At 42.2% G+C, this 24,051-nt stretch carries 30 protein-coding genes; 13 read left to right on the top strand and 17 right to left on the bottom strand.

The window, feature by feature from the left end:
- Positions 1 to 52: 52 nt before the first annotated feature.
- The 3 genes from glsA (at position 53) to BGC07_RS07840 (ending at position 2,940) form a co-directional block, all read left to right on the top strand.
- Entirely contained in the window at positions 53 to 991 is a 939-nt protein-coding gene (gene glsA / locus BGC07_RS07850; protein WP_069312651.1) for a glutaminase A, read from the top strand.
- A 24-nt stretch (positions 992 to 1,015) separates the two neighbouring features.
- Positions 1,016 to 1,774, top strand: a complete 759-nt coding sequence (locus BGC07_RS07845; protein ID WP_069312650.1) for a glycerophosphodiester phosphodiesterase family protein — start codon at positions 1,016 to 1,018, stop codon at positions 1,772 to 1,774.
- 311 nt (positions 1,775 to 2,085) lie between these two features.
- Entirely contained in the window at positions 2,086 to 2,940 is an 855-nt protein-coding gene (locus BGC07_RS07840; RefSeq protein WP_069312649.1) for a MipA/OmpV family protein, read from the top strand.
- 50 nt (positions 2,941 to 2,990) lie between these two features.
- On the opposite strand, the gene smpB is transcribed toward BGC07_RS07840, so the two are convergent.
- Positions 2,991 to 3,464, bottom strand: a complete 474-nt coding sequence (gene smpB / locus BGC07_RS07835) for an SsrA-binding protein SmpB (protein WP_069312648.1) — start codon at positions 3,462 to 3,464, stop codon at positions 2,991 to 2,993.
- A 152-nt stretch (positions 3,465 to 3,616) separates the two neighbouring features.
- Between smpB and BGC07_RS07830 the strand changes: the two genes are divergently transcribed.
- Together BGC07_RS07830 and BGC07_RS07825 are read left to right on the top strand one after the other, a co-directional pair.
- The gene (locus BGC07_RS07830; RefSeq protein WP_077216960.1) at positions 3,617 to 4,057 is read left to right on the top strand and encodes a type II toxin-antitoxin system RatA family toxin; all 441 of its coding nucleotides are present in this window, start codon (positions 3,617 to 3,619) and stop codon (positions 4,055 to 4,057) included.
- The gene (locus BGC07_RS07825) at positions 4,054 to 4,332 is read left to right on the top strand and encodes an RnfH family protein (protein WP_069312647.1); all 279 of its coding nucleotides are present in this window, start codon (positions 4,054 to 4,056) and stop codon (positions 4,330 to 4,332) included. The genes BGC07_RS07830 and BGC07_RS07825 overlap by 4 nt, the downstream gene beginning before the upstream one ends.
- Here the strand turns inward: BGC07_RS07825 and BGC07_RS07820 are convergent.
- Positions 4,312 to 4,821 carry a hypothetical protein gene (locus BGC07_RS07820; protein ID WP_069312646.1) on the bottom strand — a complete coding sequence of 170 codons (510 nt, stop codon included), beginning with the start codon at positions 4,819 to 4,821 and terminating at the stop codon, positions 4,312 to 4,314. The genes BGC07_RS07825 and BGC07_RS07820 overlap by 21 nt on opposite strands.
- Positions 4,822 to 4,953: 132 nt before the next feature.
- On the bottom strand, positions 4,954 to 5,295 hold the full coding sequence (locus tag BGC07_RS07815; protein ID WP_069312645.1) for an outer membrane protein assembly factor BamE: 342 nt from the start codon (positions 5,293 to 5,295) through the stop codon (positions 4,954 to 4,956).
- 86 nt (positions 5,296 to 5,381) lie between these two features.
- Between BGC07_RS07815 and fur the strand changes: the two genes are divergently transcribed.
- Complete coding sequence (fur, locus tag BGC07_RS07810; RefSeq protein WP_069312644.1) at positions 5,382 to 5,825, top strand: ferric iron uptake transcriptional regulator; 444 nt, start codon at positions 5,382 to 5,384, stop codon at positions 5,823 to 5,825.
- A 141-nt stretch (positions 5,826 to 5,966) separates the two neighbouring features.
- On the opposite strand, the gene BGC07_RS07805 is transcribed toward fur, so the two are convergent.
- The 3 genes from BGC07_RS07805 to BGC07_RS07795 all read right to left on the bottom strand — a co-directional run bounded on the left by BGC07_RS07805 (position 5,967) and on the right by BGC07_RS07795 (position 8,934).
- Complete coding sequence (locus BGC07_RS07805; RefSeq protein ID WP_069312643.1) at positions 5,967 to 6,227, bottom strand: putative signal transducing protein; 261 nt, start codon at positions 6,225 to 6,227, stop codon at positions 5,967 to 5,969.
- Between the two features lie 50 nt (positions 6,228 to 6,277).
- The gene (recN, locus tag BGC07_RS07800) at positions 6,278 to 7,960 is read right to left on the bottom strand and encodes a DNA repair protein RecN (protein WP_069312642.1); all 1,683 of its coding nucleotides are present in this window, start codon (positions 7,958 to 7,960) and stop codon (positions 6,278 to 6,280) included.
- 98 nt (positions 7,961 to 8,058) lie between these two features.
- Positions 8,059 to 8,934 carry an NAD(+) kinase gene (locus tag BGC07_RS07795; RefSeq protein WP_069312641.1) on the bottom strand — a complete coding sequence of 292 codons (876 nt, stop codon included), beginning with the start codon at positions 8,932 to 8,934 and terminating at the stop codon, positions 8,059 to 8,061.
- A 157-nt stretch (positions 8,935 to 9,091) separates the two neighbouring features.
- Between BGC07_RS07795 and grpE the strand changes: the two genes are divergently transcribed.
- The 6 genes from grpE (at position 9,092) to BGC07_RS07765 (ending at position 16,108) form a co-directional block, all read left to right on the top strand.
- A complete protein-coding gene (grpE, locus tag BGC07_RS07790; RefSeq protein WP_069312640.1) occupies positions 9,092 to 9,709 on the top strand; it encodes a nucleotide exchange factor GrpE in 618 nt (205 codons plus the stop codon).
- Positions 9,710 to 9,817: 108 nt separating this feature from the next.
- Positions 9,818 to 11,758, top strand: a complete 1,941-nt coding sequence (gene dnaK / locus BGC07_RS07785) for a molecular chaperone DnaK (protein WP_069312639.1) — start codon at positions 9,818 to 9,820, stop codon at positions 11,756 to 11,758.
- A gap of 84 nt (positions 11,759 to 11,842) precedes the next feature.
- Complete coding sequence (dnaJ, locus tag BGC07_RS07780; RefSeq protein ID WP_069312638.1) at positions 11,843 to 12,988, top strand: molecular chaperone DnaJ; 1,146 nt, start codon at positions 11,843 to 11,845, stop codon at positions 12,986 to 12,988.
- Between the two features lie 5 nt (positions 12,989 to 12,993).
- Positions 12,994 to 13,818: a 4-hydroxy-tetrahydrodipicolinate reductase gene (gene dapB, locus BGC07_RS07775; protein ID WP_069312637.1), complete on the top strand. Its 825-nt coding sequence runs from the start codon at positions 12,994 to 12,996 to the stop codon at positions 13,816 to 13,818.
- Positions 13,819 to 13,880: 62 nt separating this feature from the next.
- Complete coding sequence (gene greA, locus BGC07_RS07770; RefSeq protein ID WP_069312636.1) at positions 13,881 to 14,360, top strand: transcription elongation factor GreA; 480 nt, start codon at positions 13,881 to 13,883, stop codon at positions 14,358 to 14,360.
- A gap of 407 nt (positions 14,361 to 14,767) precedes the next feature.
- A complete protein-coding gene (locus tag BGC07_RS07765; RefSeq protein WP_069312635.1) occupies positions 14,768 to 16,108 on the top strand; it encodes an MFS transporter in 1,341 nt (446 codons plus the stop codon).
- A 66-nt stretch (positions 16,109 to 16,174) separates the two neighbouring features.
- Here BGC07_RS07765 and rmf read toward each other — a convergent pair whose 3' ends face one another.
- The 3 genes from rmf to BGC07_RS23860 all read right to left on the bottom strand — a co-directional run bounded on the left by rmf (position 16,175) and on the right by BGC07_RS23860 (position 16,915).
- On the bottom strand, positions 16,175 to 16,372 hold the full coding sequence (gene rmf / locus BGC07_RS07760; RefSeq protein ID WP_069312634.1) for a ribosome modulation factor: 198 nt from the start codon (positions 16,370 to 16,372) through the stop codon (positions 16,175 to 16,177).
- Positions 16,373 to 16,500: 128 nt separating this feature from the next.
- Positions 16,501 to 16,740 carry a GFA family protein gene (locus tag BGC07_RS19390; RefSeq protein WP_077216810.1) on the bottom strand — a complete coding sequence of 80 codons (240 nt, stop codon included), beginning with the start codon at positions 16,738 to 16,740 and terminating at the stop codon, positions 16,501 to 16,503.
- Positions 16,649 to 16,915, bottom strand: coding sequence for a GFA family protein (locus tag BGC07_RS23860; protein ID WP_077216809.1), 267 nt, complete (start codon positions 16,913 to 16,915; stop codon positions 16,649 to 16,651). Before BGC07_RS23860 ends, BGC07_RS19390 begins: the two co-directional genes overlap by 92 nt.
- Before the next feature lie 204 nt (positions 16,916 to 17,119).
- On the opposite strand from BGC07_RS23860, the gene BGC07_RS07750 reads away from it, so the two are divergent.
- A complete protein-coding gene (locus BGC07_RS07750) occupies positions 17,120 to 17,596 on the top strand; it encodes an Mpo1 family 2-hydroxy fatty acid dioxygenase (RefSeq protein WP_139121651.1) in 477 nt (158 codons plus the stop codon).
- A gap of 1 nt (position 17,597) precedes the next feature.
- Here the strand turns inward: BGC07_RS07750 and BGC07_RS07745 are convergent, their stop codons facing one another.
- From BGC07_RS07745 to BGC07_RS23635, 8 genes are all read right to left on the bottom strand, one after another.
- A complete protein-coding gene (locus BGC07_RS07745) occupies positions 17,598 to 18,116 on the bottom strand; it encodes a hypothetical protein (RefSeq protein WP_235603025.1) in 519 nt (172 codons plus the stop codon).
- Between the two features lie 149 nt (positions 18,117 to 18,265).
- Positions 18,266 to 18,469, bottom strand: coding sequence for a DNA gyrase inhibitor YacG (locus tag BGC07_RS07740; protein WP_069312633.1), 204 nt, complete (start codon positions 18,467 to 18,469; stop codon positions 18,266 to 18,268).
- A gap of 20 nt (positions 18,470 to 18,489) precedes the next feature.
- Positions 18,490 to 19,257: a cell division protein ZapD gene (gene zapD / locus BGC07_RS07735; protein WP_069312632.1), complete on the bottom strand. Its 768-nt coding sequence runs from the start codon at positions 19,255 to 19,257 to the stop codon at positions 18,490 to 18,492.
- A 48-nt stretch (positions 19,258 to 19,305) separates the two neighbouring features.
- Positions 19,306 to 19,899: a dephospho-CoA kinase gene (gene coaE / locus BGC07_RS07730; RefSeq protein WP_069312631.1), complete on the bottom strand. Its 594-nt coding sequence runs from the start codon at positions 19,897 to 19,899 to the stop codon at positions 19,306 to 19,308.
- A 57-nt stretch (positions 19,900 to 19,956) separates the two neighbouring features.
- Entirely contained in the window at positions 19,957 to 20,529 is a 573-nt protein-coding gene (locus BGC07_RS07725) for a prepilin peptidase (RefSeq protein WP_235603024.1), read from the bottom strand.
- Between the two features lie 263 nt (positions 20,530 to 20,792).
- Complete coding sequence (locus BGC07_RS07720; protein ID WP_069312630.1) at positions 20,793 to 22,010, bottom strand: type II secretion system F family protein; 1,218 nt, start codon at positions 22,008 to 22,010, stop codon at positions 20,793 to 20,795.
- Positions 21,961 to 23,388, bottom strand: coding sequence for a GspE/PulE family protein (locus tag BGC07_RS07715; protein WP_158006890.1), 1,428 nt, complete (start codon positions 23,386 to 23,388; stop codon positions 21,961 to 21,963). Before BGC07_RS07715 ends, BGC07_RS07720 begins: the two co-directional genes overlap by 50 nt.
- 35 nt (positions 23,389 to 23,423) lie before the next feature.
- Complete coding sequence (locus BGC07_RS23635; RefSeq protein ID WP_069312628.1) at positions 23,424 to 23,843, bottom strand: prepilin-type N-terminal cleavage/methylation domain-containing protein; 420 nt, start codon at positions 23,841 to 23,843, stop codon at positions 23,424 to 23,426.
- Positions 23,844 to 24,051 lie beyond the last annotated feature (208 nt).

The raw sequence follows: 24,051 nt of genomic DNA, 5'->3' as shown, positions 1-24,051 counted from the left end.
ATAAGTGAAAATCAAATCTGAGTAAAAGAACTAAAACAGAGAGAGGGTTAATGTGAGTGGATCATTGCTTGATGAAAAGCATATTCAGCAGGTATTAGATGAAGCTGTTGCGAGTGTCAGAGACTGTCAAGAAGGTCGTGTTGCTGATTATATTCCTGAGCTTGCACAGGTCGATGCTGAATTTACTGGGGTTTCTGTGAGGCTCACAGATGGTCGCTATTTATTTTCAGGAGACTCTGATCGTGAGCGGTTTAGCTTGCAAAGTGTTGCGAAATTGGTGTTATTAATCGGTCTGCTTGAAGAATTTGGCGAAGAGCAAGTATTTTCGTGGGTGAAAGTCGAACCATCGGGAGATGATTTTTCATCGGTTGCCCGTTTGGATCAGTTTGGCCCATTGCCATCTAATCCAATGCTAAATGCAGGAGCGATTGCTTTAAGTAGTCATATTCCAGGGAACAATGAAGCGCGTTTTGCTTGGTTAAATCGTTGGGTCGAGCGTTTATTTGGCAAGGGTTTAGCGGTTAATATGCAAGTATTTGCCTCAGAGCGCAGAACTGGAGATCGTAATCGTGCTTTGGCTTATTTGATGAAAAGTAATAATGTGATTACTGGGAGTGTTGAAGAGACACTAGAGCATTATTTTTATTTATGTTCTTTTGAAGCATCGTTGCAGCAAAGTTCTTATTTGCCTTATTTATTGGCTCATTCTGGTTGCAACAGTGAAGGGATGCAAATTATTTCGAAAAAAACTGTCCAGCATGTTAATGCCATCATGGCAACTTGCGGCCTGTATAACGAGTCAGGAACGCACCTGGTGCGCACGGGAATGCCTGCGAAAAGTGGTGTTGCCGGTTATATTGTTGCTGTAGTGCCAGAAACTGCCGGCATTGCTGTACTTAGCCCGCGGATTAATCAAAAAGGCACTAGTGTTCGTGGTGAGAAAATATTGGCTTATTTAGCGAATGAGCTGAATTGGCATTTTTATCGTTAATGCCGACTATTAGGAATAATTTTGATGAACCCTCAAATTGATTTTGCCAAAGTGATTGCTCATCGTGGCGCCAGTGCGGAGTATCCAGAAAATACCTGGCTGGCTTTTGAGCAAGCGCGTTTGCAAGGTGCAAGATGGTTGGAGCTTGATGTTTGGGTGAGTGCCGCTGGAGTACCGGTCGTTTTCCATGATGAATCACTTACGCGGATGACTAATGGTGTTGGAAAAATCACTGAGGTAAGTTCTGAATATTTATCATCACTGAAAATAAAGCAACGGGGAAAATTGTTCAAAAATGAGAGGATTCCATATTTCGAGGATGTATTAGTTTGGCTGGATAAATACCAGCTTAGTGCCAATATTGAACTAAAAAGTCTTGAAGCTAGCTCAAATTTGCAGTTAAGTGCAAAAATAATCTGTGATTTAATTAAGTGCTTTCCTAGTGTAGCGCTGATTATTTCAAGCTTTTCTACAGCTTTGTTAATCGAAGTGAGAAGGCAATTGCCAGACTATCGTTTAGGTCTGTTAGTGAATATTGTAAGCCCTGAGCGTTGGCAAGAAAAAATAGATGAGCATTTAGCGATGTTTAAGCGCCTTAATTGTTTTTCCTTACATGTGAACGAGAGGGGCTTAGATCAAAATCAAGCTCGGCAGCTTAAACAGCTATTTGCTTGCCCATTGCTTAGTTATACCGTAAACGATGTTAGTCGAGCCAAGGAACTACTGTCTTGGGGGGTGGATGCAGTGTTTAGTGATTACCCGGAGCTACTCAAGGTTGTTTGATTAAATTAGCTGCAAGCTTACAGCATCATAAATGATTGGAAATTATATAGTGAAAACTATTGGTTTTAGCCAGTGATTTAGTTTTTGTTGATTGAGCTAACCTAGTTAGCCAAATATTAATGTTTTTACTGTTAGATGTTTATTTCTTTATTTAAAGCTGTTTATTATAAGACTTGGCTAAAGCTACTATTTTGTATCGATAATTAGGGCTTAGGTAAAAGCCATCTTTGTGAATATCATTCATGAATGGGGTCAGGTTAGGGTGTTGAATTTGATGTTGGCAATTTTAAAAATATGTTAAGGGTTGTGTGATGAAAAAAGCGATTTTGGTGGCAGTGGTTGGCTGTTTAGGGATGACGAGTAGTGTGTGGGCTTTAAAAGCTGCGCCTGGGGGTGCTGGAGCACAACAACCACAGCTTCCCGCAGCAAATATGTGGCACTATTCAACATCTATCGGTGCAGGGTGGATTCCGCAATATTCAGGAAGTAAGAGCTACAAAGCAACACCCTTGGTGAATGCGTCGGCTAAATACAATGACTACCGCATTGCCTTGAATGGCTCAAGCGCACTGACTGGAATTAATATTGCGGCGAATGTGATCCCAAGTAAAAAGTTTCATTTCGGTCCTATTTTCGTGTATTCGTTCGGGCGTGATGATGATACTGGCAATGCCCAAGTGAATAAATTAACCGAAGTCGATAAAAGTTTATTTGGTGGAGCGTTTGCATCTTATAATTTCTATAAGCTTATGAACCCTTATGATAAATTAACACTGCGAACCGATGTGTTGCACGATGTTGGTGGTCATAGTCAAGGTTATGTTGTTAACCTTAGTGCGAATTATTCAACACCGCTTAGTAAAAAACTATTTATCGTTACAGGAGTCAGCGCACGATATGGTAGCAGTGACTTTATGGAAAGTTTTTACGGTGTGAGTACAACGGATGCAGCAAATAGTGGAATCAGTGCCTATAAAGCTGGAGCGAGCTTGCAAAGTGCCAGTGTGCATGTCACTGGTAATTATTTAATCAATAAGGCGTGGTCGACGTTTGTGTCTACAGGTTATACCCGATTACTTGGTGATGCGAAGGACAGCTCTATTGTTAAAGAAGTTGGAACAGCGAATCAGTTCTTTGTGGGTGCCGGCGTCAGTTATCGCTTCTAATTTGGCCTTTAAGTTTTTAGGACTGATCAAGTTAGGCGATGATATAGGGCCTAACTTGATTTCATAATCCGTGCTTTTTGACGCTGCCAATCGCGATTTTTCTCTGTAGCGCGCTTGTCGTGATCTTTTTTACCTTTGGCAAAGGCGATTTTGAGCTTGGCGCGACCTTTGATCCAGTACATTGATAAGGGAACGATGGTATAACCATCACGCTCTACTGCGCCGATGAGCTTATTGATCTCATAATCATGGAGTAATAATTTGCGCGTGCGCGTCGGGTCTGCCTTTACATGAGTGCTTGCAGTATTAAGCGGGGTGATATGTGAGCCAATAAGGTAGACCTCACCTTGCTTAATCAATACATAGCTTTCGGCAAGTTGCAATTTACCTTCACGCAAGCTTTTTACTTCCCACCCTTGCAATACCATACCGGCTTCATAGGTTTCTTCAATATTGTATTCATGACGTGCTTTGCGATTGACGGCGATGGTATTTTCGGGAGTTTTAACTTTCTTCTTTGCCATAACGATCTATATACATCTAATCTAAATATAATCTAATTAAAGATTGTAATCATTCTAGTAATTTCTGTGACGAGGCTGGGCTTTCGTGCAACAGACCCATATAATAAGGGACTTTGCGAGCTGAGACCAGTAAAATTTAGTGAGTAGTGCGTGTGAAAGTGAATCGAAAAGCCTTAGTTCCTTATAGTGTTGAAGAAATGTACCCTCTGATTCAAGATATTGAGCACTATGCAGAATTTCTGCCTTGGTGCAGTGAATCGGTCATTATCAGTGAGTCTGTTGAAGCCGTTGTTGCCAGTTTGACAATTAGCAAAGGCAGTTTGAAAAAATCGTTTACAACACGTAACCGTGGGGTTGAAAACCAGGCGGTGCATATGGAACTAGTCGAAGGGCCGTTTCGTTCATTGACGGGTTGCTGGCGTTTAGAGCCGCTTGCTGAAAATGCCTGTAAGGTCTTTTTAGATGTTGAGTTTGAATTTTCGAATAAGCTGGTTGCTGTGGCTTTTGGTCCCATTTTTAATACTGTAGTCAGTTCCATGGTGGATGCGTTTTTAAAGCGCGCCTGTGCTGTTTATGGGGAGCGTGAGTTATGAAAATCGAAGTGGTTTATGGGGTGAGTGAAGATCACCAGGAATTGGTTACGCTTGATTTAGGCGAGCTGGGCCAGCAAGTGACTGCACAGATTGCTTTAGAAAAATCGGGCTTGTTAGAAAAATACAGCCTGAATGTTAAGGATATTGATTGTGGGGTTTGGAATCGTCACGTCAGTTTAAGTCATTGTCTTCGTGATGGTGATCGTGTTGAGGTTTATCGCCCTTTATTAATTGATCCTAAAGAGGCTAGGCGGCTACGTGCCAAACGGAAGTAATGAGTTTGAAGATACGCCTAAAGGCCATGATTGCGATATAGAGCCGATAGAGCAGTGTTTATTGATATCACAGTGTAGTGGTATTTCGTCAGGTAAGCTTGCACTGTAAGTATTGAATGCTGATATTTCTTTGGTCAGGATTTTTTTGCCAAGCTTAATATCTGCTTTGTTTTTAGATGAAAATAAATAGCACACACCTTGAATGCTTGTGAGTAGACCATCGTCGTAGTTTTCTTGAGAGTTATTAATCGCGTTTTTAAACCAGTGGCTAAAGTGGCTTAATTGTTTAATATCGTTTGCTGAATATTGAACTTGATTAGATGTTAACTTTTTGAACCAGTTTTTTTTAATTGGGGACAATATTCTGCTTTGTAGCCAAATACTACAGTGTGCTGCGCTAGTGAACGGTGGAGGAAAGGGAAGTTGTAAGGCAAAGCCTACTGTTATATTGAGGCTTAGCACAAGGCCAATCAGCCAGCATGTTTTCATTTGATATCCATATTTTATTGTTATCAGTCGCTTTCCCAGCCTAACATTTTTTTATTAAGAAAAGCTGAAAAGCCAACAGTGCAATGACTGCTGGCTTTTTATTAAAAAATTCAATTAGATAAGTTTTAAAACTTATTTTGGCGGTGTTTTTAATCCAGGGTAATTGCCATAAATTTGCGTTAGGCGATCCCCAGTAAATAAGAGGGTGAGGCGTTTAGCCGGTGTTTTAGAGTAGCTATCGGTATAAACATAGTCCCAACGCCCTTTATGGAATGGATCCTTGAGGTCTGGTGCACCAAGGAGGTAAGTCACCTGAGTTTGGGTCATACCGACCTTAAGTTGTTTTAGCTGTTTTGCTGTGACTAAATGGCCTTGTTCAACTTTCGCTTGCCAGGGGAAATTACTGCATGCACAGAGCAGAGAAACCGCAGCAACAACAAGTAAGTATTTGCTAATATTTTTAATTTGCATCATTAAACATTCATATTTAAACTATGTAGATGTTATCATACCGAAGAATCACTAATTTGGTAAGTCCTTAAAATAGTTAGAGGTGACCCTTGTCTCAACAAGACTTAAAAAAAGCGGGCTTACGTGTTACGTTACCGCGCTTAAAAATACTGCAAATTTTAGAAAAAGCTCAGCAGCGCCATGTCAGTGCAGAAGATGTTTACCGCATGTTGCTAAGTTCTGGTGATGATGTCGGTCTTGCGACTGTCTATCGTGTGCTGACTCAGTTTGAAGAAGTGGGTTTAATCAATCGCCATAACTTCGAGGGCGATCACTCCGTCTTTGAGTTGAATCGTGGCGAACATCATGACCATATGGTGTGTACTTTATGCGGTGCCGTCAAAGAATTTCATGATGAAATTATCGAACAAAAGCAGCAAGAAGCGGCCGATAAGCTAGGCTTTAATATGACCGATCACGTCATGATTATTTATGGTACCTGTCAGGATAAAAAGCAGTGCCAGAAAAATCAGTCTAAAAAGCTAAAGTCATAAGACGAGTTACAGTATACGCTAGCCCTAGAATTATTAAAAAACCGCACCTGTAATCATTTGATTTAGTGCGGTTTTTATTTTGAGGGGGTTATATTTTTTTGAGATTGCCACACTGCCAGCATTGATTAAATTCAGCACTGATCATCTCTTGGCAATTTGAACATTGCCAGCTTTGGTTATTATTCGTGGTTTGAGCGTGTTGATATTGATTGATAATTTTTTTGCTTGAATTTTATCTTCTGAATTGATTAGCCAAAGCTCAGGATAAGCCTGTGCAGCAGGGACTTCACCGGCGGCAGGTGGAAATTCATTGCGAATGATGCAAGGGATATTTTCACTTTCAAGCAAACTCTTGTAAAGGTTAATCGTGATTATATCAAAGCAACTGTAGATTTTTTCCATGTGTAAAACTCTTCTATTTGCCTTTAATTTATCGTTTTATAATTCAATGGCTAAGCACAGATTAACTCTTTAGCATGAGCTAGGGTCGTTTCAGTAATCTGGACTCCTCCTAAGATACGGGCCAGTTCTTGAATGCGCTGTTGTTGGTTTAGAACTTTAAATGCAGTAGTTGTGGTTTGTTTCAGTGTTTTTTTGCTAACTTTAATATGTTGATGGCCGAGAGCGGCGACTTGCGGTAGGTGAGTGATACAAAGAATCTGACAATGTTCGCCCAGTGTGCGTAATAATTGGCCGACGACCTCGGCAGTTGAGCCGCTAATACCGGTATCAGCCTCATCGAAAATAAGTGTTGCCGGTTGCATTTTCTCGGCGCAAACAACTTGTAAAGCCAGAGCAATGCGTGAGAGCTCGCCCCCTGAGGCAATGTTGTGTAAAGGGCCTTTATTAAGCCCTGGGTTGGTTTGGATAAGCATAGTGATTTTATCTTGGCCGTGTTCGCTGATCATGTTGGATTCACGATTGATGCTTATGCTGAAAATAGCATGCGATAAGCCAAGGGTGCGGATGAGTTTGGTGATTTTCTGGCCAAGCGTAAGCGCTGATTTTTCTCGAGACTGAGAAAGTTGTGTTGCTGCTTGTTGATAGTTTTTTTCTTGTTTGGCGAGTTCTTTTTTGAGTTGCCCTAACTCGCTTTGACGGTCATGGCTTTGTTGAAATTTAGCCTGTAGCACCTGCCATGTTTCATAAAGCTCATGGGCTTCGACTTTATGCTTTCTGGCAGTAGTATGAATTTTGTCTAGGCGCTTTTCTATTTCTTGCAAGCGCTCTTCATCCGGTTCAAAATGGCTGCTTAATTGTTGTAATTCGCTATTGGCTTCAGTCAGGTGAATATGAGCTTGCTTGATGTATTCACAGACTTCTTTACCTTTAGAGTGATGTTCACCAAGATAGTCTAGGCGCGATTCTAGAGATTCGAGTTGGCTGATTAGGCTGCGGTCACCATTTAAGCTTTCTAGGCTTTGATAACACTCTGTTTTGAGATTTTCATGTTGGTGTAGTGTTTTGTGTTCGTGGTTTAATTGCTCGACTTCATCATCGGCAAGATTTAGCTCTTCTAGCTCGGCGACTTGGTACTCGAGCAGGGCAAATTCGGCTTGCTCAGCATCGTGCAATTTTTGAGTGGTTTGCAGTTGCTCGCGAATGGTTTTATAGGCGCTATAACTAGATTTAACCTGGTCTAGTAATTTAGCATGATTGCCGTAAGCATCGAGAAGTTCACGTTGTTTAGCTTCAGCTTTTAAGCTGTAGGCTTCATGCTGGCCTTGAATTTGAAAGCAGTGCTGGGCAAAATTTTGTAGGTTTTGTAGGCTGATACGCCGACCATTGATATAGGCTTGAGAGCGGCCATCGCTAGAGAGGGTGCGACGAATGATGCATTCTTGATCACGATCACCATTTTCTGAATTTATCTCTAACTCTAATTCTTGCTGCTCCAGCCAGGCTTGAGCATTAGAATTCGGAGTAAGTTTAAGGGTGGCTTGAATTTCTGCACGTTTAGCGCCGGTGCGGATAAAGTGAGTATTGGCGCGGCCACCAAGGAGCAGGTGTGTTGCATTCATCAAAATGGATTTACCTGCACCGGTTTCCCCGGTTAAAACAGTTAAACCTTGATGGAGATTGATTTCAGCGGTTTCTATGGTGGCGAAATGGCGTAAAGACAGTTGTGTGAGCATAAATTATATCTTGAATATCTAGTGTTTTGATTTTTATTTTCTAGTTTTGTAATTTATTGATTTTTTTGATTAAAAAGTAATGTTTGCGGTTCTTGGGCTTAATAAAGCTGTTGTTCCCAGTTCAGCTTGCTGCGTAACACTGCATAGTAATCATAATGCTTGGGATGGAGTAGACGCAAACGCCCGGTTTGCTTTTGGATGTGGATTTCATCGCCGGGTTGGACTTCAAAGTGTAACTGGCTGTCGAAGCTTACTGTTGGATAGGTTTTTAGATGTGGTGCTAGTTTGATGACGATATGGCTGCTATCGGGGACAACTAAGGGACGACTGGTTAGATTATGCGGAAACATGGGGACCAGAGCGATGGATTGCATGCTTGGGTGTAAGATTGGGCCACCGCCGGAGAGGGCATACGCTGTAGAGCCTGTAGGTGTTGAGATGATTAAACCATCAGCACGTTGGTTGCAGACAAAATGACTGTCGATAAAGACTTCAAATTCGATCATGCGTGCGAGATCACCCGGGCTTAAAACTATATCATTCAAGGCGTTACTGCCACGACTTTCACCTACTTGGTGGCGCAGTGTGCCTTCGAGCAAAAAGCGTTTTTCTTCGGTATATTTCTTTTCTAAAACGGGTAATAACTCATCGGTGAGGTTTTGTGGCGTGATATCGGTGAGAAAGCCGAGCGAGCCACGATTGATGCCAATAAGTGGGATATTATGGATAGAAAAGTGGCGAGCGGCGGCTAAGAGGTTGCCATCACCGCCGACGACGATGGCGACTTCACAGTGTTCATGGAGCGCTTCTAACTGGTGATTGGCGAGGGTCGTATTTTTAATAAACGTTGCAGTTTGCTGCTCTAGTACCAGCTCACGTTTGTATTGGCTAAGCCAAGTGATGAGCTGATTGAGGGTGTCAGCGACTTGTGGATTAGTGTGAGTACCTAGTAGCGCAATACGTTTAAAGAACACGGCTGACTCTCCTTCTTATTTGCACTAATTATGCGTGATGTTGTCAAACAGCGCTAGAGTTAGATTTTTAATTCAACCCTTGAAGTTTAATTACAGCGTCCTTATATAGTGGGCTATACAATTTTATTTCACTTTAAGAAGGTTTAAAGGGGTTTGCATGACTGAGAAAGCACCGATTCAAGATGAGAAGGTAGAACAAGTTGATATGGCAGAAGAAAATATCTCGGTTGATCAAGGCCCTAATGTAGTTGCAACAGAGGAAAACACATTGGAAAATCGTATTGCTGAGTTAGAAACAGCATTGGCAGAAGCAGAAACTAAAGTGAAAGGTCACTGGGATACGGCCTTACGCACTAAAGCGGAAGCTGAGAATGTTCGCCGTCGTGCTGAGCGTGAAGCGGTGCAAGCGCGTCAATTTGCTTTAGAAAAGTTCTCGCGTGAATTGCTCGATGTTGTTGATACTCTAGAGCGTGCTTTAGAGGCGAAGGGTGAAGGTGAAGCCTTTAACACCATGCACCAAGGTGTTGAATTAACACTGAAAATGCTCAATGATCGCTTAGAGAAGTTTAATGTCAAAGCGATTGATCCTGTTGGTGAAGCCTTCAATCCAGAATTGCATGAAGCGATGAGCATGATCGAAGATCCGAAAGCGGCACCAAATTCGATCGTTGCAGTGATGCAAAAGGGCTATTTGTTGAATGAGCGCTTATTGCGTCCGGCACGGGTGATTGTTGCAAAAGCACAACCTGAAAAAAAAGTCGATGAAAGCGCTTGAAACAGGCTGCTATCGTCCTCATCTTAAAAACAGTTAAGAATTTTTAGTTTTAAAGTTGTTTGGTTTTTAGTTTTAAAGTAAAGAATTTGATCGTTTAGGAGAAGTTTAATGTCTAAGATTATTGGTATTGATTTAGGAACAACCAACTCATGTGTTGCTGTTCTTGATGGTGAAAAACCGCGTGTTGTTGAAAGTGCAGAAGGTGATCGCACCACCCCATCCATCGTCGCTTACACTGATGATGGTGTGACTGTTGGGCAACCGGCCAAGCGCCAAGCGGTGACGAATCCGAATAACACTTTATTTGCTGTTAAGCGTTTGATCGGTCGCAAGTTTTCTGATGATACGGTTCAACGTGATATCGAGCGTCTTCCGTATAAAATCGCAGCGGCTGATAATGGTGATGCGTGGATTGATGTTAAAGAGGAAAAGCTAGCGCCGCCACAGATTTCTGCACAAGTTTTAGCAAAAATGAAGAAAACGGCAGAAGATTATCTAGGTGAAGACGTTAAAGAAGCAGTGATTACTGTTCCTGCTTACTTTAACGATGCGCAGCGTCAAGCGACGAAAGATGCTGGTCGTATCGCAGGTTTGGATGTAAAACGTATCATCAACGAGCCAACAGCAGCAGCGCTCGCTTATGGTATGGACAAAAAACGTGGTGATGGCGTTATCGCTGTATATGACTTAGGTGGTGGTACGTTTGATATCTCTATCATTGAAATCGCTGAAGTTGATGGTGAGCATCAATTTGAAGTCTTAGCGACGAATGGTGACACTCACTTGGGTGGTGAAGACTTTGACTTGCGTTTAATCAGCTACTTGGTTGATGAATTCAAGAAAGAACAAGGTATAGATCTAAATAATGATCCTTTAGCACTGCAGCGCTTGAAAGAGGCGGCCGAAAAAGCAAAAATCGAGCTTTCTTCTACTCAGCAAACAGATGTGAATTTGCCTTATATCACAGCAGATGCAACGGGTCCTAAGCACATGAACATTCGTGTTACCCGTGCAAAATTTGAATCTTTGGTTGAAGATCTTGTTGAAGGTACGATTGAGCCATGTCGTACGGCATTGAAAGATGCCGGCCTTTCTGTCAGCGATGTGACAGATGTGATCTTGGTCGGTGGTCAAACACGTATGCCTAAAGTGCAAGAAGTGGTTAAAGATTACTTCGGTAAAGAGCCGCGCCGTGATGTGAACCCTGATGAAGCGGTGGCTGTCGGTGCGGCGATTCAAGGCGGTGTTTTGGCCGGTGATGTCAAAGATGTCCTGTTATTAGATGTTACGCCATTATCTTTAGGTATTGAGACGATGGGGGGTGTGATGACGAAACTCATCGAGAAAAACACGACGATCCCAACCAAAGCATCGCAAACTTTCTCAACAGCACAAGATAATCAAACCGCAGTGACGGTTCACGTCCTTCAAGGTGAACGTGAAGTGGCAACAGCGAATAAATCACTCGGCCGTTTTGATTTGGCTGATATCCCACCAGCACCACGCGGGATGCCACAGGTTGAAGTGACGTTTGATATCGATGCCAATGGTATCTTGAATGTTTCAGCAAAAGACAAGGGCACCGGTAAAGAGCAATCGATTGTGATTCGTGCATCGAGCGGTTTGTCTGATGATGAAGTGGATGCAATGATCAAAGATGCTGAAGATCACGCTGATGATGATAAGAAATTCCAAGAACTCGTTGGTACACGTAATAATGCGGAAGCGATGATTCATGCGACTGAAAAAGGCTTGAAAGAAGCCGGTGATAAAGTTTCAGCGGAAGATAAAACAGCCATTGAAAAAGCAATTGCTGAGTTAAAAGAAGTCGTCGGTGGCGATGATAAAGCAGCGATTGATGCAAAAGTTGAAGCATTGACACAAGCCTCTGCGAAGATGGCCGAAGTACTCTACGCAAACCAAGGTCCAGAAGTTGATGCCACAGAGGGCGCAGCAGGCGCTGAGCAAACTGAGTCTAAAGCAGAAGACGATAAAAAAGATGATGATGTCGTTGATGCTGAGTTCGAAGAAGTAAAAGACAAAAAATAAGCTTCGTTTTTTACCGTTTGAACAACAATAAAACAAAAGCGCGGCTCGCCGCGCTTTGTCTGTCAGAGAATATGAAGGTGCATGATGAGTCAGCGCGATTATTATGAAGTTCTAGGAGTTGCCCGCAATGCCAGTGATGCTGAGCTAAAAAAAGCGTATCGTCGCTTGGCAATGAAATATCACCCGGATCGTAATCCAGGAGATACTGCAACCGAAGCGAAGTTTAAAGAAGCTAAAGAAGCCTATGAAATCCTAAGTGATAGCCAAAAGCGAGCGGCTTATGATCAATTCGGTCATGCCGGTGTCGATCCGCAAGCGGGCGGCTTTGGCGGCGGTGCAGGTGGTGCCGGTGGCTTTGAAGATATCTTTGGCGATATCTTTGGCGATATTTTCGGTGGGGCCGGTGGTGGTGGTCGTGCGCGTGGTGGTCAGCGTTCTTCGGCGCAGCAAGGCTCTGACTTGCGTTATCACCTAGAACTCTCTTTGGAAGATGCAGTAAAAGGCACCACGGTTCAGATTAAAGTACCAACCTTTGTTAGCTGTGAGCGCTGTAATGGCTCAGGAGCACGCTCAGGTTCTAAGCCAACAACCTGCTCAACCTGTGGTGGTCATGGTCAGGTGCGGATGCAGCAAGGCTTTTTCTCTGTACAGCAAACCTGCCCAGCGTGCCATGGTGCTGGAACAACGATTAGTGATCCGTGTGGTTCGTGTTCTGGTCAAGGTCGTGTGCAGAAAAATAAAACATTATCTGTCCAAGTGCCTGCCGGTGTGGACGAAGGGGATCGTATTCGCTTAAATGGCGAAGGTGAAGCAGGTGTACACGGTGGCCCTGCAGGTGATCTCTATGTACAAGTCACCATTAAATCACACAAAATATTTAAGCGTGACGGCCAAAATTTATCTTGTGAAATACCGATTAATTTTGTCACAGCGGCCTTAGGCGGAGAGCTTGATGTGCCAACGCTTGATGGTCGAGTCAAGTTGCGTATTCCTGCAGAAACACAAACGGGCAAAACTTTCCGATTAAAAGGCAAGGGTGTTAAACCCGTACGTGGTGGTGCTGTTGGTGATTTAATGTGTACTGTGGTGGTGGAAACTCCTGTTAAGCTGAATGATAAGCAAAAAGATTTATTGCAAGAGCTGGGTGATAGTATGAGCACAGGACGTAATCATTCACCTAAAAGTTCATCCTGGCTGTCGGGTGTTAAGAAGTTCTTTGAGGACATGTAACTTCTATGAAAAAGCACTTGGTTTTAGTAGGGGCCTCGGGACGCATGGGGCGCGCAATCACTCATTGTTTACGTGAGAGCAAAGACGAAAGCCTTGATCTTGTCGCAGCAATTGGTACGGAGACGAGCCCGTTGCTTGGTCAAGATATGGGGGAAATTGCAGGAGGCGCATGCATAGGTGTTCCTTTGACTTCTTCACTGGATCAAGCACTCAGCCAGGCTGACATAGTGATTGACTTTACTCCAGCAAAGGCGCTGGTTTCTCACCTTGAGCGTTATGTTCAGGCGAATGTTGCTGTAGTAACAGGCTCGACAGGCTTAACGGGTGAGCAAATGGAGAAGTTGCAACTTGCCGCTAAAAAGCTGCCTTTGTTGTGGGCGGCGAATATGAGTTTAGGGATTCAGGTGTTGCTTGATTTGCTGCGACAAACGACGGCTGCAATTGGCCAAGAGGCGGATATAGAAGTGATTGAAGCGCATCATCGCAATAAAGTTGATGCGCCTTCAGGAACCGCTAAGGTCTTGGGCGAAACAATTGCTAATGAATTGGGCCTCTCTTTAGATGATTGTGCAGTCTACGGGCGTGAAGGCAATACGGGCATGAGAACGCATCAGGAAATTGGCTTTTCAACTGTGCGAGCGGGTGATATCTTTGGTGAACACACCATCTTATTTGGCTTGGCTGGCGAACGTATTGAGTTAGCGCATAAAGCATCGAGCCGAGACTGTTTTGCCAAAGGTGCTTTGCACGCAGCCAAGTGGTTAAGCCGACAAAAAAATGCAGGCCTATATACTATGTCGGATGTACTTGAGATAAAGAATTCAATTTAGAGTTTAATCAAACAGAATATAAACCTGCTGATGTTATTTAGCAGAGAGTATGGAGAATATAGATGAATAATAAAATTCCAATGACAAAAAACGGCGCAGGTTTATTGCAGCGTGAACTTGATCAGTTAAAGGGCACAGATCGTCCTAATGTTATCCGTGCTATTGCTGATGCGCGTGAGTTGGGTGATTTAAAGGAAAATGCTGAGTATCATGCTGCACGTGAGCGTCAGGCTTTTATTGAAGGTCGTATTCTTGAAGTGGAAGGCAAACTGTCTAATGCTCAGGTGATCGATATTAAAGAATTACCACACACAGGGCGTGTGATTTTTGGTGCGACGGTGAGTTTGATTAATGTGGAGACCGATGAGGCTGTACGTTATCAAATTGTTGGCGAAGATGAAGCTGATTTGAAAGAAAATAAATTATCTGTAACCTCGCCGATTGCACGAGCTTTAATCGGTAAAGAGGAAGGAGACTCTGTTCAGGTCGATGTGCCTGGTGGTGTTGTTGAATATGAAGTTGATAAAGTTGACCATGTTTAACTGAACTCACTTTTGCTTTATTTGCAATATTAAAACGACCACTTTTGTGGTCGTTTTTTATATGTTTAAAATCAAAAAGTTGTGTTTGTAGTTTTATTGGTGGGAGGATTTTTATACCATTATCTTTAAATGTTTTGCTAGATAGAGACGAAAACACATTGTTTAAGATTTCGTGCAAGGCGTTAACAGAAAAGCTAATTTTTTATTTAGCATTTTTAGCTGATAGCTGGATCATCATGATGAAGATAAAAGGTATTTTAAGTAAAATTTATTAGCAATGATTTTTTTAATTTATTGTTTTTAAATAACTATAATTTCTCATTGTGATATCTATAAATTTGTCATCATTTTGTAACATTCCTTTGCTAGAATCCTCAGTTTATGGTGTTATTAATTAGAGATTAAACATGTCAGATATTCCCAGTACGCAGTTAAACAATCGATTAAGCCGTGATAGTTATTGGTATCGCTGGTTGATGGGCTCCATGGGGCTATTTGTAAATGGATTTGATTTATTTATGATTGCAGTGGCTTTGCCATTGATTATTCATGTTTATCAACCGAGTGCTGTTGTTATTGGTATGATCGGCGCATCGACAACACTAGGTGCGATTGTTGGAGCAATGGTATTAGGGCGGTTGACTGATATTTTAGGTCGACGTAAGTTATTGCTAATTAACATTTCTATTTTTGTTGTCTTTACTGTTTTATCCTCAGCGTCTTGGGGAGTGACCTCACTTATCGTTTTCCGGTTTCTATTGGGCATTGCGATTGGTGGTGAATATCCGCTCTCTTCAACTTATATTGCTGAGAGTATGCCTAAGCACTTGCGCGGACGTTTTATGACGGCGGGTTTTGCTTTTCAGGCTTTTGGTGCGCTTTTTGGGGCGGTCTTAGGTGTCATTATCCTAAACTTTTACCCGTCTGATAATGCGTGGCGTGTCATGCTCGCTTTAGGGCTGATTCCAGCGGTTATTTTATTTGTTTTGCGTCGCGGTTTACCAGAAAGTGAGAAATGGCTAAAAATGCGTCAAGAGAAGAAGCAAGCGAAAGCAGCTCAGCTAGGCTATCGTGAGCTTTTCAGAAAAAAATACATAAAAATCACGATATTAACGGCGGCATCTTGGTTTATCATGGACGTGGCTCTATATGGTTTAGGCTTTTACACGCCGATGATCTTCTCCCAATTTGCTTCTTCACCGACGGCAAACTTTATTTTGCAAGATATTGCATCAACACAAAATGCTATTATTCTCGATTGTTTCTTGTTAATCGGTGTTTTTATTGCCATGCTCGTCATCGAGCGTTGGGGACGTTTGCGCTTACAAAAATTTGGTTTTTTGGGTATGGCGGTCGGTCTTGGGATTTTGGCAAGCTCAGGTGAAGCAACAACGATGCACCTGCCTTTATTATTCACCGGCTTTATCCTCTTTTACTTAACTGTCAATGCAGGGCCAAATCCAACCACTTATATGCTGCCCGCTGAGTTGTTCCCAACGGAAATTCGTGCATCAGGTCATGGTTTTGCCTCAGCCTCAGGTAAGCTTGGAGCAACTTTAGGGGTATTTTTCTTGCCGATTTGTGTTCAAGCCTTTGGTTTGGGGATTACCGTTGGAACTATTGCAGCTCTTTGTGTATTAGGCTTTGTTGTGACGTCTATATTTGGGGTAGAAACAAAGGGCCGAGAGCTTGGTGAACAATTTGAAACAAGTGAGAATATCGTACCCTTTTCTCAAAGGGCATCTTAAGCCAATAGTCAATTATTTTTCGGTTGTTTTGTATTTTAATTTTAAAAGCCCATGTCTGGGCTTTTTTTAGCTGAGGTAATCGCTGCTGGCGATTTCTTCAAAACCCAGTTTATGACGATCGTGCCCTTCGCGCCAGCCAGTAAGCCAATGGCCACGTTTATTATCTGCATGAAAAGGGCATACTTCTTGAGATTGGCCAAGAAGTCCTGCACGGTAACCACGTTGATATGCGCGAGAGTCAGGGTCGCGTTTTTGTCTTTGCATGGCTTATCCTTCTATCAATGAAGAGTGCTTTGAGTCTTGAGTATAGCCTAGAAGATAATTAGCATAGCAAGGATAGTTTATTTTAATTGATTGATTATTTTTTTTCAATCAGAATTTTTGATCGTTTTTTAGCCATTTTTTGATATTTGTTTTGGGAATTTTTTTGTATCGCTTAACATGCAACTCCAGTTTTGTGCGCTGTCTGTATAGAAATCTAATGTTGGGGTATATAAATTTGGGTTATTGAGCACGCCTGCGTAGATAATGACTAAATGATTAAAACCTGTGCTTTTGTTCATTACTGCGCCACCGCATTCTGGACAAAAAACCGCGGCTGACTGTATTGCCTTGGTCTGATATTTTATCATGGAATCTAATCACGCCATGAAGTTTCAGGCTGGTTTTTGGGAAGGCCATTGCTGGCTCATAAGCGCAGCCTGTCCATCTTTGGCAATCTCTGCAGTGACAATTTCCCATCATAACAGGCTGTTCATTGAGAGTGAATTTTACCGCTTCACACAGGCAGCTTCCGCTATAGAACATAAAATTTTAAAACCCTTAATTCAATATGTTATGAAAATTATTTTTGTTTTTACTGTAGGGCAAAGCGCTTTAGTTTGCTAGATTTAATTGCGTTTTATATGTGGATTTGATTGAATAAAATGTATTTTCATAGCGAGATCATTTTGTGCCATTATGGCTATGGAACTATTTTTAATCAGATTGTTTTGATCAAGGATAACAAAGATGGTGATAAGGAATATGGATCTGTGGTTTGCAGAGTATGCTTTGAGTCATAAGCACCCCGTCAATAAAAAAATCCACTATATTTGTGTGCCGCTGATTGCGTTGAGCTTGCTTGGAATATTATGGCCGGTGGGTTTTACTCATGTGGTTTATGCTAATCTTGCCAGTGTATTCGTGGTTTTATCGTTAGCTTTTTATGCCTGGTTATCAGTGAGACTCGCCATTGCTATGTTTGTATTTTCTATGGTGATGCTAAGTTTGATTGCTTTATATCAGCATTATTCTAGTATCCCGGTGTGGGAAACGTCGATTGTGGTTTTTATTCTCGCATGGGTGGGACAGTTTATCGGCCATATTTATGAAGGTCAGAAACCCTCTTTTTTTAAGGATATCTTCTTTTTGCTTATTGGGCCTGCTTGGGTGATGTATAAGCTCTGCCCAAGCCCAAACAGGCGTTTATCGAAAGAAAAATATTGAGCTAAGCAATGGCGTCTATGTCAGAAACTTGCTGGGCTTTTACAATATCATTGAGGTTTTCTTCCAGTGCAAGCAATTTTAAAATATCATACGAAAAATTGGCTGAGAGTTGGTAAAGCCGTTCTGCTTGGATGCTCTCTTGGCCAAATAATGGGATGATCGAGCCGCAGGTGAGGTTAAATTCATTGAGCGGGTAGAGTCTGGTAATAATCAGGGTGCGAACGGATAAATCCATTCCTGTAAGTTTACGGTCGGTGATGCAAATAGTTTCACCTGATTTTAAGTCGCTAATGAGTGCCTCATCACGTGAAAGAATGCTATCGACAGCGTATAAGCCGAGTTGGCTATCTTTCATGATATGCAAAAGTTCTAGCTCTTCGATAGTCCATTTGCAACGAGGGTCTTTTAGTAAACCTTCCATGAAGCCTTTGCCGTCAATTTTATGGTGATAAAGGCAGTGGTCGATGAGTAAATCTTCATGCGCAGGTTTTTTAGCGGTGACTTTATCACCATCAATCATCTTAAAGCGTTTGGCGATTTTTTGTAGAGTGTCCTGTGGAAATTTTTTTTAATAAACGTTGATGGAGTTGAAAGCTGGTTTCTTTGTAGTGACGGTACAAAGAACGGCGAGGAAGTGTGATCTGCATTGTAAATGGCCTTTATTGATTATTAATAGTCAGAATCTGTATTTGTTACTGATGAAGGTGCTTGAAAAGGTGTGGCTTCAGTGGGGCTTGTTGGTATTTTATAAGTTTCTTCGGCCCAAGCTCCCAAATCAATCAGGCGACAGCGCTCAGAGCAGAAGGGTCTGGCCGGTGCACTTTTGATATTGACCTCTTGTTGGCAGGTTGGGCATGGACGGATTAGCATCATTTTGAATTACCTTTAATTGCTTATAAACCACATTGCATAAAAAATACGTCAACTGTCTGCTTGAGTGCAAGAGGTTTTTCACCTTGGCAGCTGACTAATAGGCGAACATTGATGCAATGACGGTTTGCACTAATTTCAGGAAAGGCAATTTGATCGGCTGGAATGCCGAGACGGATGAGTGGATAATAGCGTTGAGGGTCTAAGGTGCGCTGGTGATGACCTTGTTCTAAGCTGACGACTTCAGTATGAAAGCAATCACGAAACAGTTGCATAAGAAAGCTGATATTTTGATCAAGTGGTTCGAGCTCACCAAGCCAATGCTGCAGATCACTCTCACGTTGAGAATAATCTTGATGAAGCCATTGATGTAAAATCGGCAGCTCAAAAGAGTTACAAATACGCGCTTGTTGCTTATGCTTTAAGCCTTGTAATAAGTAATGTTGCTGTAGGTTATAACCAAATTTTTCACGGTGCTTGCCAAGACTATTGAGTTGGTGTTCGAGTTGGCTGAGCATGTGATCGAGAGCTGAACTATCGACCTCTTCGTGGCCTTTTAGACGACGTAATTGTGTGTTGATGCGCTCGTACTCTTTTTGTAATTCAAGTCTGACATCATGTCTTTCTAATAAAAGTAATAATTCAGCTAAGGTTTGCAAGGTATAAAAGCTACCCCAGCTATCTTGTCGGTGTAGGCATTGTTTGGATTGATGCAATAAATAATGGGAACGTAACAGGATGCGAATCCGTTCGGTGAGTGGGTGATCATAGAAGATGATGTCTTGTGCCATGGTGTCTTCCTTTTTTCTTCCATGCACTTCAACATTAGCACGAAATTCTTAACTCTGACTCAGTTTCAGGTAATATTCGTGTAATTTTTCGACTTGTTGATCTAATTCGTTAAGATCGCCATTATTTTCGATAATATCATCGGCATGATGACGACGATAACGACGAGAAACTTGCTGGTCAATAATATTTTTTGCCTGTTGGCGGCTGAGACCATCACGTTTTTGGGTGCGCTCTAATTGTAGCTCTAAAGAAGTATCAATAATTAAAATGCGATTGACCGGGTATTTTATTTTAGTTTCAAAAAGTAGTGGCACGACAAATAAACAGTAAGGTGAAGTTGAGGCTTTGGCAGCGTCGAACATCTTGTCGCGAATAATGGGGTGAAGTAAGTTTTCTAACCAGAGTTTTTCCTCGGGCGCATAAAAAATAATATCGCGTAGCTTTTGGCGGTTGAGCGTGCCCTGCTCATTAATCACCTCGTGGCCGAAGTGTTGAATAATCTCGGTGAGTGCAGGTTGCCCGGGAGCGACGGCAAGACGTGCCATTTCATCGGCATCATAAATGTCGATGTTACGTTTTGCAAAGCAGGCGGTGACTGTGGTTTTTCCTGAGCCGATGCCGCCTGAAAGGCCGATATACATTAAACTTACCCTAAGATTTTTATTAAATTATGACACAAGGTGCAAATTAGGAGAAGTTTATGCAAAATGAGCGAGGTAGTAGCCTATCGCAGCGAGGCCTAGGTAAGGGCCAAACGCAATACTGTTAATTTTTTTATGCTGATAAAGTGAGCTGATTAAGGCTGCACCTAGCCCTAATAAGCAAGCGATAAATAATAAATAAGGTAGTGAGTTTAGTCCAAACCAAGCTCCTAGTGCTGCGAAGAGTTTGATGTCGCCACCACCTAAGCCGTGCTTTTTACGAACTAAGTAAAATAATAAGTTAATGAGTTTTAGGCTAAGATAACCAGCTATAGCCCCTAGTATCGCTAGTGTAATTGAGCTGTAACTAGAAGGGGGGTATAGGTTGACAACGAGTCCAAGCCAAATTAAAGGCAGAGTTAGTGTATCAGGAAGGTAGCGGTAATAATAATCGATTAAAGCCAATGAAATAAGAAAGTAGCTTAAGATTAAAAAGCTAATATATTGGGTCACGTTAGCATATAAAGAGTGAACTGTAAGAGTGATAGCAAGGCTGCCCATGCCTAAATAAACGCAGTAGAGAATGATGGCAAGTTTAATAAAAGACTGACCGCATAATGGGCAGAGCAATAGCTTTATATTGATTTGTGATTGACTATTTTTGCAGCTCGAGCAGTAAAATTTTTTGATTTTCTGTGAGTAATAAGGGGGCGGGTAAAGTCTGTAAGGTAAATAAACTGGCAAGGCTTAAAGGCGCTGCCAGTATAGCGTTTAATATAAAGCTGAAAATAAATGACTGAGTCAATGGTTAATGAGTGTCTATTTTTGATATGAGGGTTAGTATAGGTTATTTGTCAATTTAATGAAATGCTGCTTTCTTTCTAAACAAGATCTCATAAAATACTACCGAGCTGGAATACGGGCAAGTATAAAGCGATAACAATAAAGCCGACGAGGCCACCGATAAAGATGATGGTTAAAGGTTCGAGTAGTTTTATCAGCGTATCGGTTGTTTGTTTTAACTCGTTTTCATAGAGCGTGGATAATTGTTTTAAAATTGTATGAAGTTGATTTGAATGCTCGCCGGCATGAATCATTTGCAGGGCCATATCTGGGAAAAAGGATTGTTTCTTTAAGCTTTGATAAAGGCTCGTGCCTTGTTTTAAATCAAAGCATATGCTGGTTGTTTGTTTCATGAGTTTAGAGCTGTTTGTTGCTTGAATGGCAATTTCTATGGTGGTAGGGAGGTGGTGGTCGCTTTGAAAAAGTATGCTGAGTGTATGGCAAAAGGTATTTAATATGCTTTTTTTCTTTAATGGACCAATGATTGGCAGTTTGAGTAAGGCAGGCTCTAGTGCTGCTTGTGCATTTTTTTGGTGTTTTTTATACAGCCAGCGTAGGCTAAAAAGAGCGATAAGAAAAATAATAATTTCGGTTAAAGAGATTGTTTTGAGTAAATTTGCAATGGTAAGCATAAATTCTGTGAGGGCCGGCAAAGGTGTGTTGAGCGCTGCATAAAATTGATTGAATTGTGGAACAATAAAGAGCAGCATTGCAATTGTGATGGTCAGTGAGAATATCGAGATTAATGTTGGGTAGATCAAGGCGTTTTTGATGCGTTTTTGTAGAGATGCTCTACGTTCACGGTAATCGGCAAGGGTGGTCAGTGTTGAGATTAATTGGCCTGAGGTTTCCCCTGCTTTAATCATGGCGATGTAGGTTGGATTAAAGTAGCTGCTGTGTTGCAGACTTGCGCTTAAAGAGAAGCCTTGTTTTATACTTTGGTGGATTGACAAAATAAATTGGCGTTGTAAATAAAATGGTGCTGCTTTGGCACTGATGGCGATGCCTTCGCTAAGTGGGATTTTTGCATCGAGCAAGGTTGCGAGTTGTCGTGTCCATTGAGTAATAAAGTTTTGGTTGATGCGAGAGCGATAGCGTTGGTAAAGGCTGGGGCGGTAGCGTTTGATTTTTATTGGAATTAGCTTTTGTGCAAATAAATTTTGCTCAAGCTCATCCTTATTAATGGCTGGATCGATGCCTTGTTGTGTGTGGCCCGCTTCATCGATGGCTTGCCACTGATAGAGCTTTTTTTTCTGTTGCTGTTTCATTGGAGTGCTCAATAAAAGGCTGGATTTCTGCCATGGTAGTGATTTTGGATTTGACCTTATGCTGGGCGGCCATAGCCAATGAATATTGACCTGATTGCAGGTTATAGGCTTGAATTTTTAGATTGTTTGCACGCTGTTCGATGAGTTGCTGAACATATTGATTAACGGGAAGTAGCTCAAAAATGGCGCTGCGGCCTAAGAAGCCTTGGTGACAGTATTGGCAATCAAGATGGGATAAACCCTGACAATGTGAACAAAGAGTACGAATTAAGCGTTGGGCAATGACTAAATTTAAGCAACTTGCCAAATCAAAATGACTAATACCCATATTGCAAAGACGGTCTATCGCGAGTGTTGCAGAGCTGCTATGTAAGCTGGAGAGTACAAGATGACCCGTTTGTGCTGCACGAATCGCAATACAGGCGGTTTCTTCATCACGGATCTCACCGACCATGAGGACATCAGGGTCTTGACGTAAAAAGGCGCGCAAGGCTGTTGGGAAAGTTAAGCCTGCTGCTGGGTTAATATTGAGTTGGTTAATGCCGGGTAATAGTATTTCTATCGGATCTTCTGCGGTCGATATATTCTCACTGCCATGGTTTAAAGCCTGTAAAATGCTGTATAGCGTTAAAGTTTTGCCACTGCCGGTGGGGCCAGTGACTAAAATAAGGCCATGTGGTTTTTGGATGGCTTGCTGCAAGGCGTGAAGTTGATGTGGGAGTAAGCCGAGTTTATTGATGTTTGGTTGTGGACCTGTGCCGCCTAAAATGCGGATGACGAGTTTTTCACCAAAGAGTGTGGGACAGGAACTTAAACGAAAATGAGTATCGCCGCGCCCGGGAATATCGAGTTTAAAGCGGCCGTCCTGTGGCTTGCGTGTTTCGGTAATGTCTAAGCGACCTAGGATTTTGATGTGTGAGATGATCTGGTTGCTGGATTCTTTAGGAGGGGAGTGGCTGTGAATGAGCTTACCGTCGATGCGTAGGCGTATGCGATAACTTTGTTCATAGGGTTCGAGGTGAATATCTGAGGCGCGCTGTTCTATGGCATGAACGATGAGCTGATTGACATGATTGCTGATGGCGCTTTTATCGGTGGTGATTCGAGATTGCGGTTTTTCTTGTTGAAGAATCCGTTGAATGGTCGATTGCAGCGCCTGTTGATCACAGAGAATTGGATGAAAGGAGTGGCCTGTGAGCAGGGTGAGGGGTTTTAGTTTGGCAAGATCACTGTATTGGCTGATTGCTATTAAGTGTTTAGTTTTTTTGCTGTAAAAAGGCAATAGACGGTGCTTGCGGACCCAGTCGAGCGGGACTGGGCCAAGATCAAGCTGCCCAAGGTCTAGCTGGTGAAGGTCAAATTCAGCGAGACCTAGCACTTTAAGCTGATGGGAGATTACCATTTAGTTTTATATCAAGCGTTTTTATATTCGCCCCAAGTTAAGGTGCCGTTGGCAAAGGTGCCGATGGCTTGGCGTGCTTTACCGGTATTATCATCCTCAGCTTCGATGGTGATGGTTTGCTTAGTTTGGTTCGGAGAAATACTGAGAGTGACTTGATTGCTGGCATTTGGAGCCGCTGGGAAGTGATATTTTTCCATGCTTGCAGTGCTCAGATTCATATCACTATTAATTTGGCCGCTTTCGCCGATGGCGATGGCGACAGGAGCTTTGTAGGCGGCAATGGTTGCATCCAGCGCGGCATTTTTAGCACGAGAGACATATTCTTGATAGCTGGGCACGGCAATGGCGATCAAAATGCCGATAATGGCGACGGCGACCATGATCTCTATGAGGGAAAAGCCAAGTTGATTGCGGTCTTTGGTTTGAGACATCGTTCACTCCATGAAACGTGGATTTTTTCCTAGTCTATGAAATATTTGACTGAAAAGAAACCATTATATGGCATTATTGCAGTGCGTTTTTGGTGAAAAGAAATAAAGTTGATAAAAACGCTTGTCTTTTTCTTTGAAGTCATTATAATCTGCCTGCGTTGACCTGATTCACACAGGAAAACGTAGGCAAAGTCATTGACTTTGTTTG

It is taken from the genome of Piscirickettsia litoralis (assembly GCF_001720395.1).
Classification (GTDB): domain Bacteria; phylum Pseudomonadota; class Gammaproteobacteria; order Piscirickettsiales; family Piscirickettsiaceae; genus Piscirickettsia; species Piscirickettsia litoralis.
This window is presented reverse-complemented; position numbering and strand designations above follow the sequence as displayed.

What these genes read in the sequence shown, in the direction of transcription:
- BGC07_RS07765 (WP_069312635.1), top strand. Translation starts at nt 14,768, where the DNA reads ATGTCAGATATTCCCAGTACGCAGTTAAACAATCGATTAAGCCGTGAT.
- BGC07_RS07840 (WP_069312649.1), top strand. Translation starts at nt 2,086, where the DNA reads ATGAAAAAAGCGATTTTGGTGGCAGTGGTTGGCTGTTTAGGGATGACG.
- zapD (WP_069312632.1), bottom strand. Translation starts at nt 19,257, where the DNA reads ATGGCACAAGACATCATCTTCTATGATCACCCACTCACCGAACGGATT.
- recN (WP_069312642.1), bottom strand. Translation starts at nt 7,960, where the DNA reads ATGCTCACACAACTGTCTTTACGCCATTTCGCCACCATAGAAACCGCT.
- BGC07_RS23860 (WP_077216809.1), bottom strand. Translation starts at nt 16,915, where the DNA reads ATGTTCTATAGCGGAAGCTGCCTGTGTGAAGCGGTAAAATTCACTCTC.
- smpB (WP_069312648.1), bottom strand. Translation starts at nt 3,464, where the DNA reads ATGGCAAAGAAGAAAGTTAAAACTCCCGAAAATACCATCGCCGTCAAT.
- BGC07_RS07815 (WP_069312645.1), bottom strand. Translation starts at nt 5,295, where the DNA reads ATGATGCAAATTAAAAATATTAGCAAATACTTACTTGTTGTTGCTGCG.
- BGC07_RS07750 (WP_139121651.1), top strand. Translation starts at nt 17,120, where the DNA reads ATGGTGATAAGGAATATGGATCTGTGGTTTGCAGAGTATGCTTTGAGT.
- BGC07_RS07845 (WP_069312650.1), top strand. Translation starts at nt 1,016, where the DNA reads ATGAACCCTCAAATTGATTTTGCCAAAGTGATTGCTCATCGTGGCGCC.
- BGC07_RS07805 (WP_069312643.1), bottom strand. Translation starts at nt 6,227, where the DNA reads ATGGAAAAAATCTACAGTTGCTTTGATATAATCACGATTAACCTTTAC.
- BGC07_RS07720 (WP_069312630.1), bottom strand. Translation starts at nt 22,010, where the DNA reads ATGAAACAGCAACAGAAAAAAAAGCTCTATCAGTGGCAAGCCATCGAT.
- dnaK (WP_069312639.1), top strand. Translation starts at nt 9,818, where the DNA reads ATGTCTAAGATTATTGGTATTGATTTAGGAACAACCAACTCATGTGTT.
- BGC07_RS07825 (WP_069312647.1), top strand. Translation starts at nt 4,054, where the DNA reads ATGAAAATCGAAGTGGTTTATGGGGTGAGTGAAGATCACCAGGAATTG.
- dnaJ (WP_069312638.1), top strand. Translation starts at nt 11,843, where the DNA reads ATGAGTCAGCGCGATTATTATGAAGTTCTAGGAGTTGCCCGCAATGCC.
- grpE (WP_069312640.1), top strand. Translation starts at nt 9,092, where the DNA reads ATGACTGAGAAAGCACCGATTCAAGATGAGAAGGTAGAACAAGTTGAT.
- BGC07_RS07745 (WP_235603025.1), bottom strand. Translation starts at nt 18,116, where the DNA reads ATGATTGATGGTGATAAAGTCACCGCTAAAAAACCTGCGCATGAAGAT.
- rmf (WP_069312634.1), bottom strand. Translation starts at nt 16,372, where the DNA reads ATGCAAAGACAAAAACGCGACCCTGACTCTCGCGCATATCAACGTGGT.
- greA (WP_069312636.1), top strand. Translation starts at nt 13,881, where the DNA reads ATGAATAATAAAATTCCAATGACAAAAAACGGCGCAGGTTTATTGCAG.
- BGC07_RS19390 (WP_077216810.1), bottom strand. Translation starts at nt 16,740, where the DNA reads ATGATAAAATATCAGACCAAGGCAATACAGTCAGCCGCGGTTTTTTGT.
- dapB (WP_069312637.1), top strand. Translation starts at nt 12,994, where the DNA reads ATGAAAAAGCACTTGGTTTTAGTAGGGGCCTCGGGACGCATGGGGCGC.
- BGC07_RS07820 (WP_069312646.1), bottom strand. Translation starts at nt 4,821, where the DNA reads ATGAAAACATGCTGGCTGATTGGCCTTGTGCTAAGCCTCAATATAACA.
- coaE (WP_069312631.1), bottom strand. Translation starts at nt 19,899, where the DNA reads ATGTATATCGGCCTTTCAGGCGGCATCGGCTCAGGAAAAACCACAGTC.
- BGC07_RS07740 (WP_069312633.1), bottom strand. Translation starts at nt 18,469, where the DNA reads ATGATGCTAATCCGTCCATGCCCAACCTGCCAACAAGAGGTCAATATC.
- BGC07_RS23635 (WP_069312628.1), bottom strand. Translation starts at nt 23,843, where the DNA reads ATGTCTCAAACCAAAGACCGCAATCAACTTGGCTTTTCCCTCATAGAG.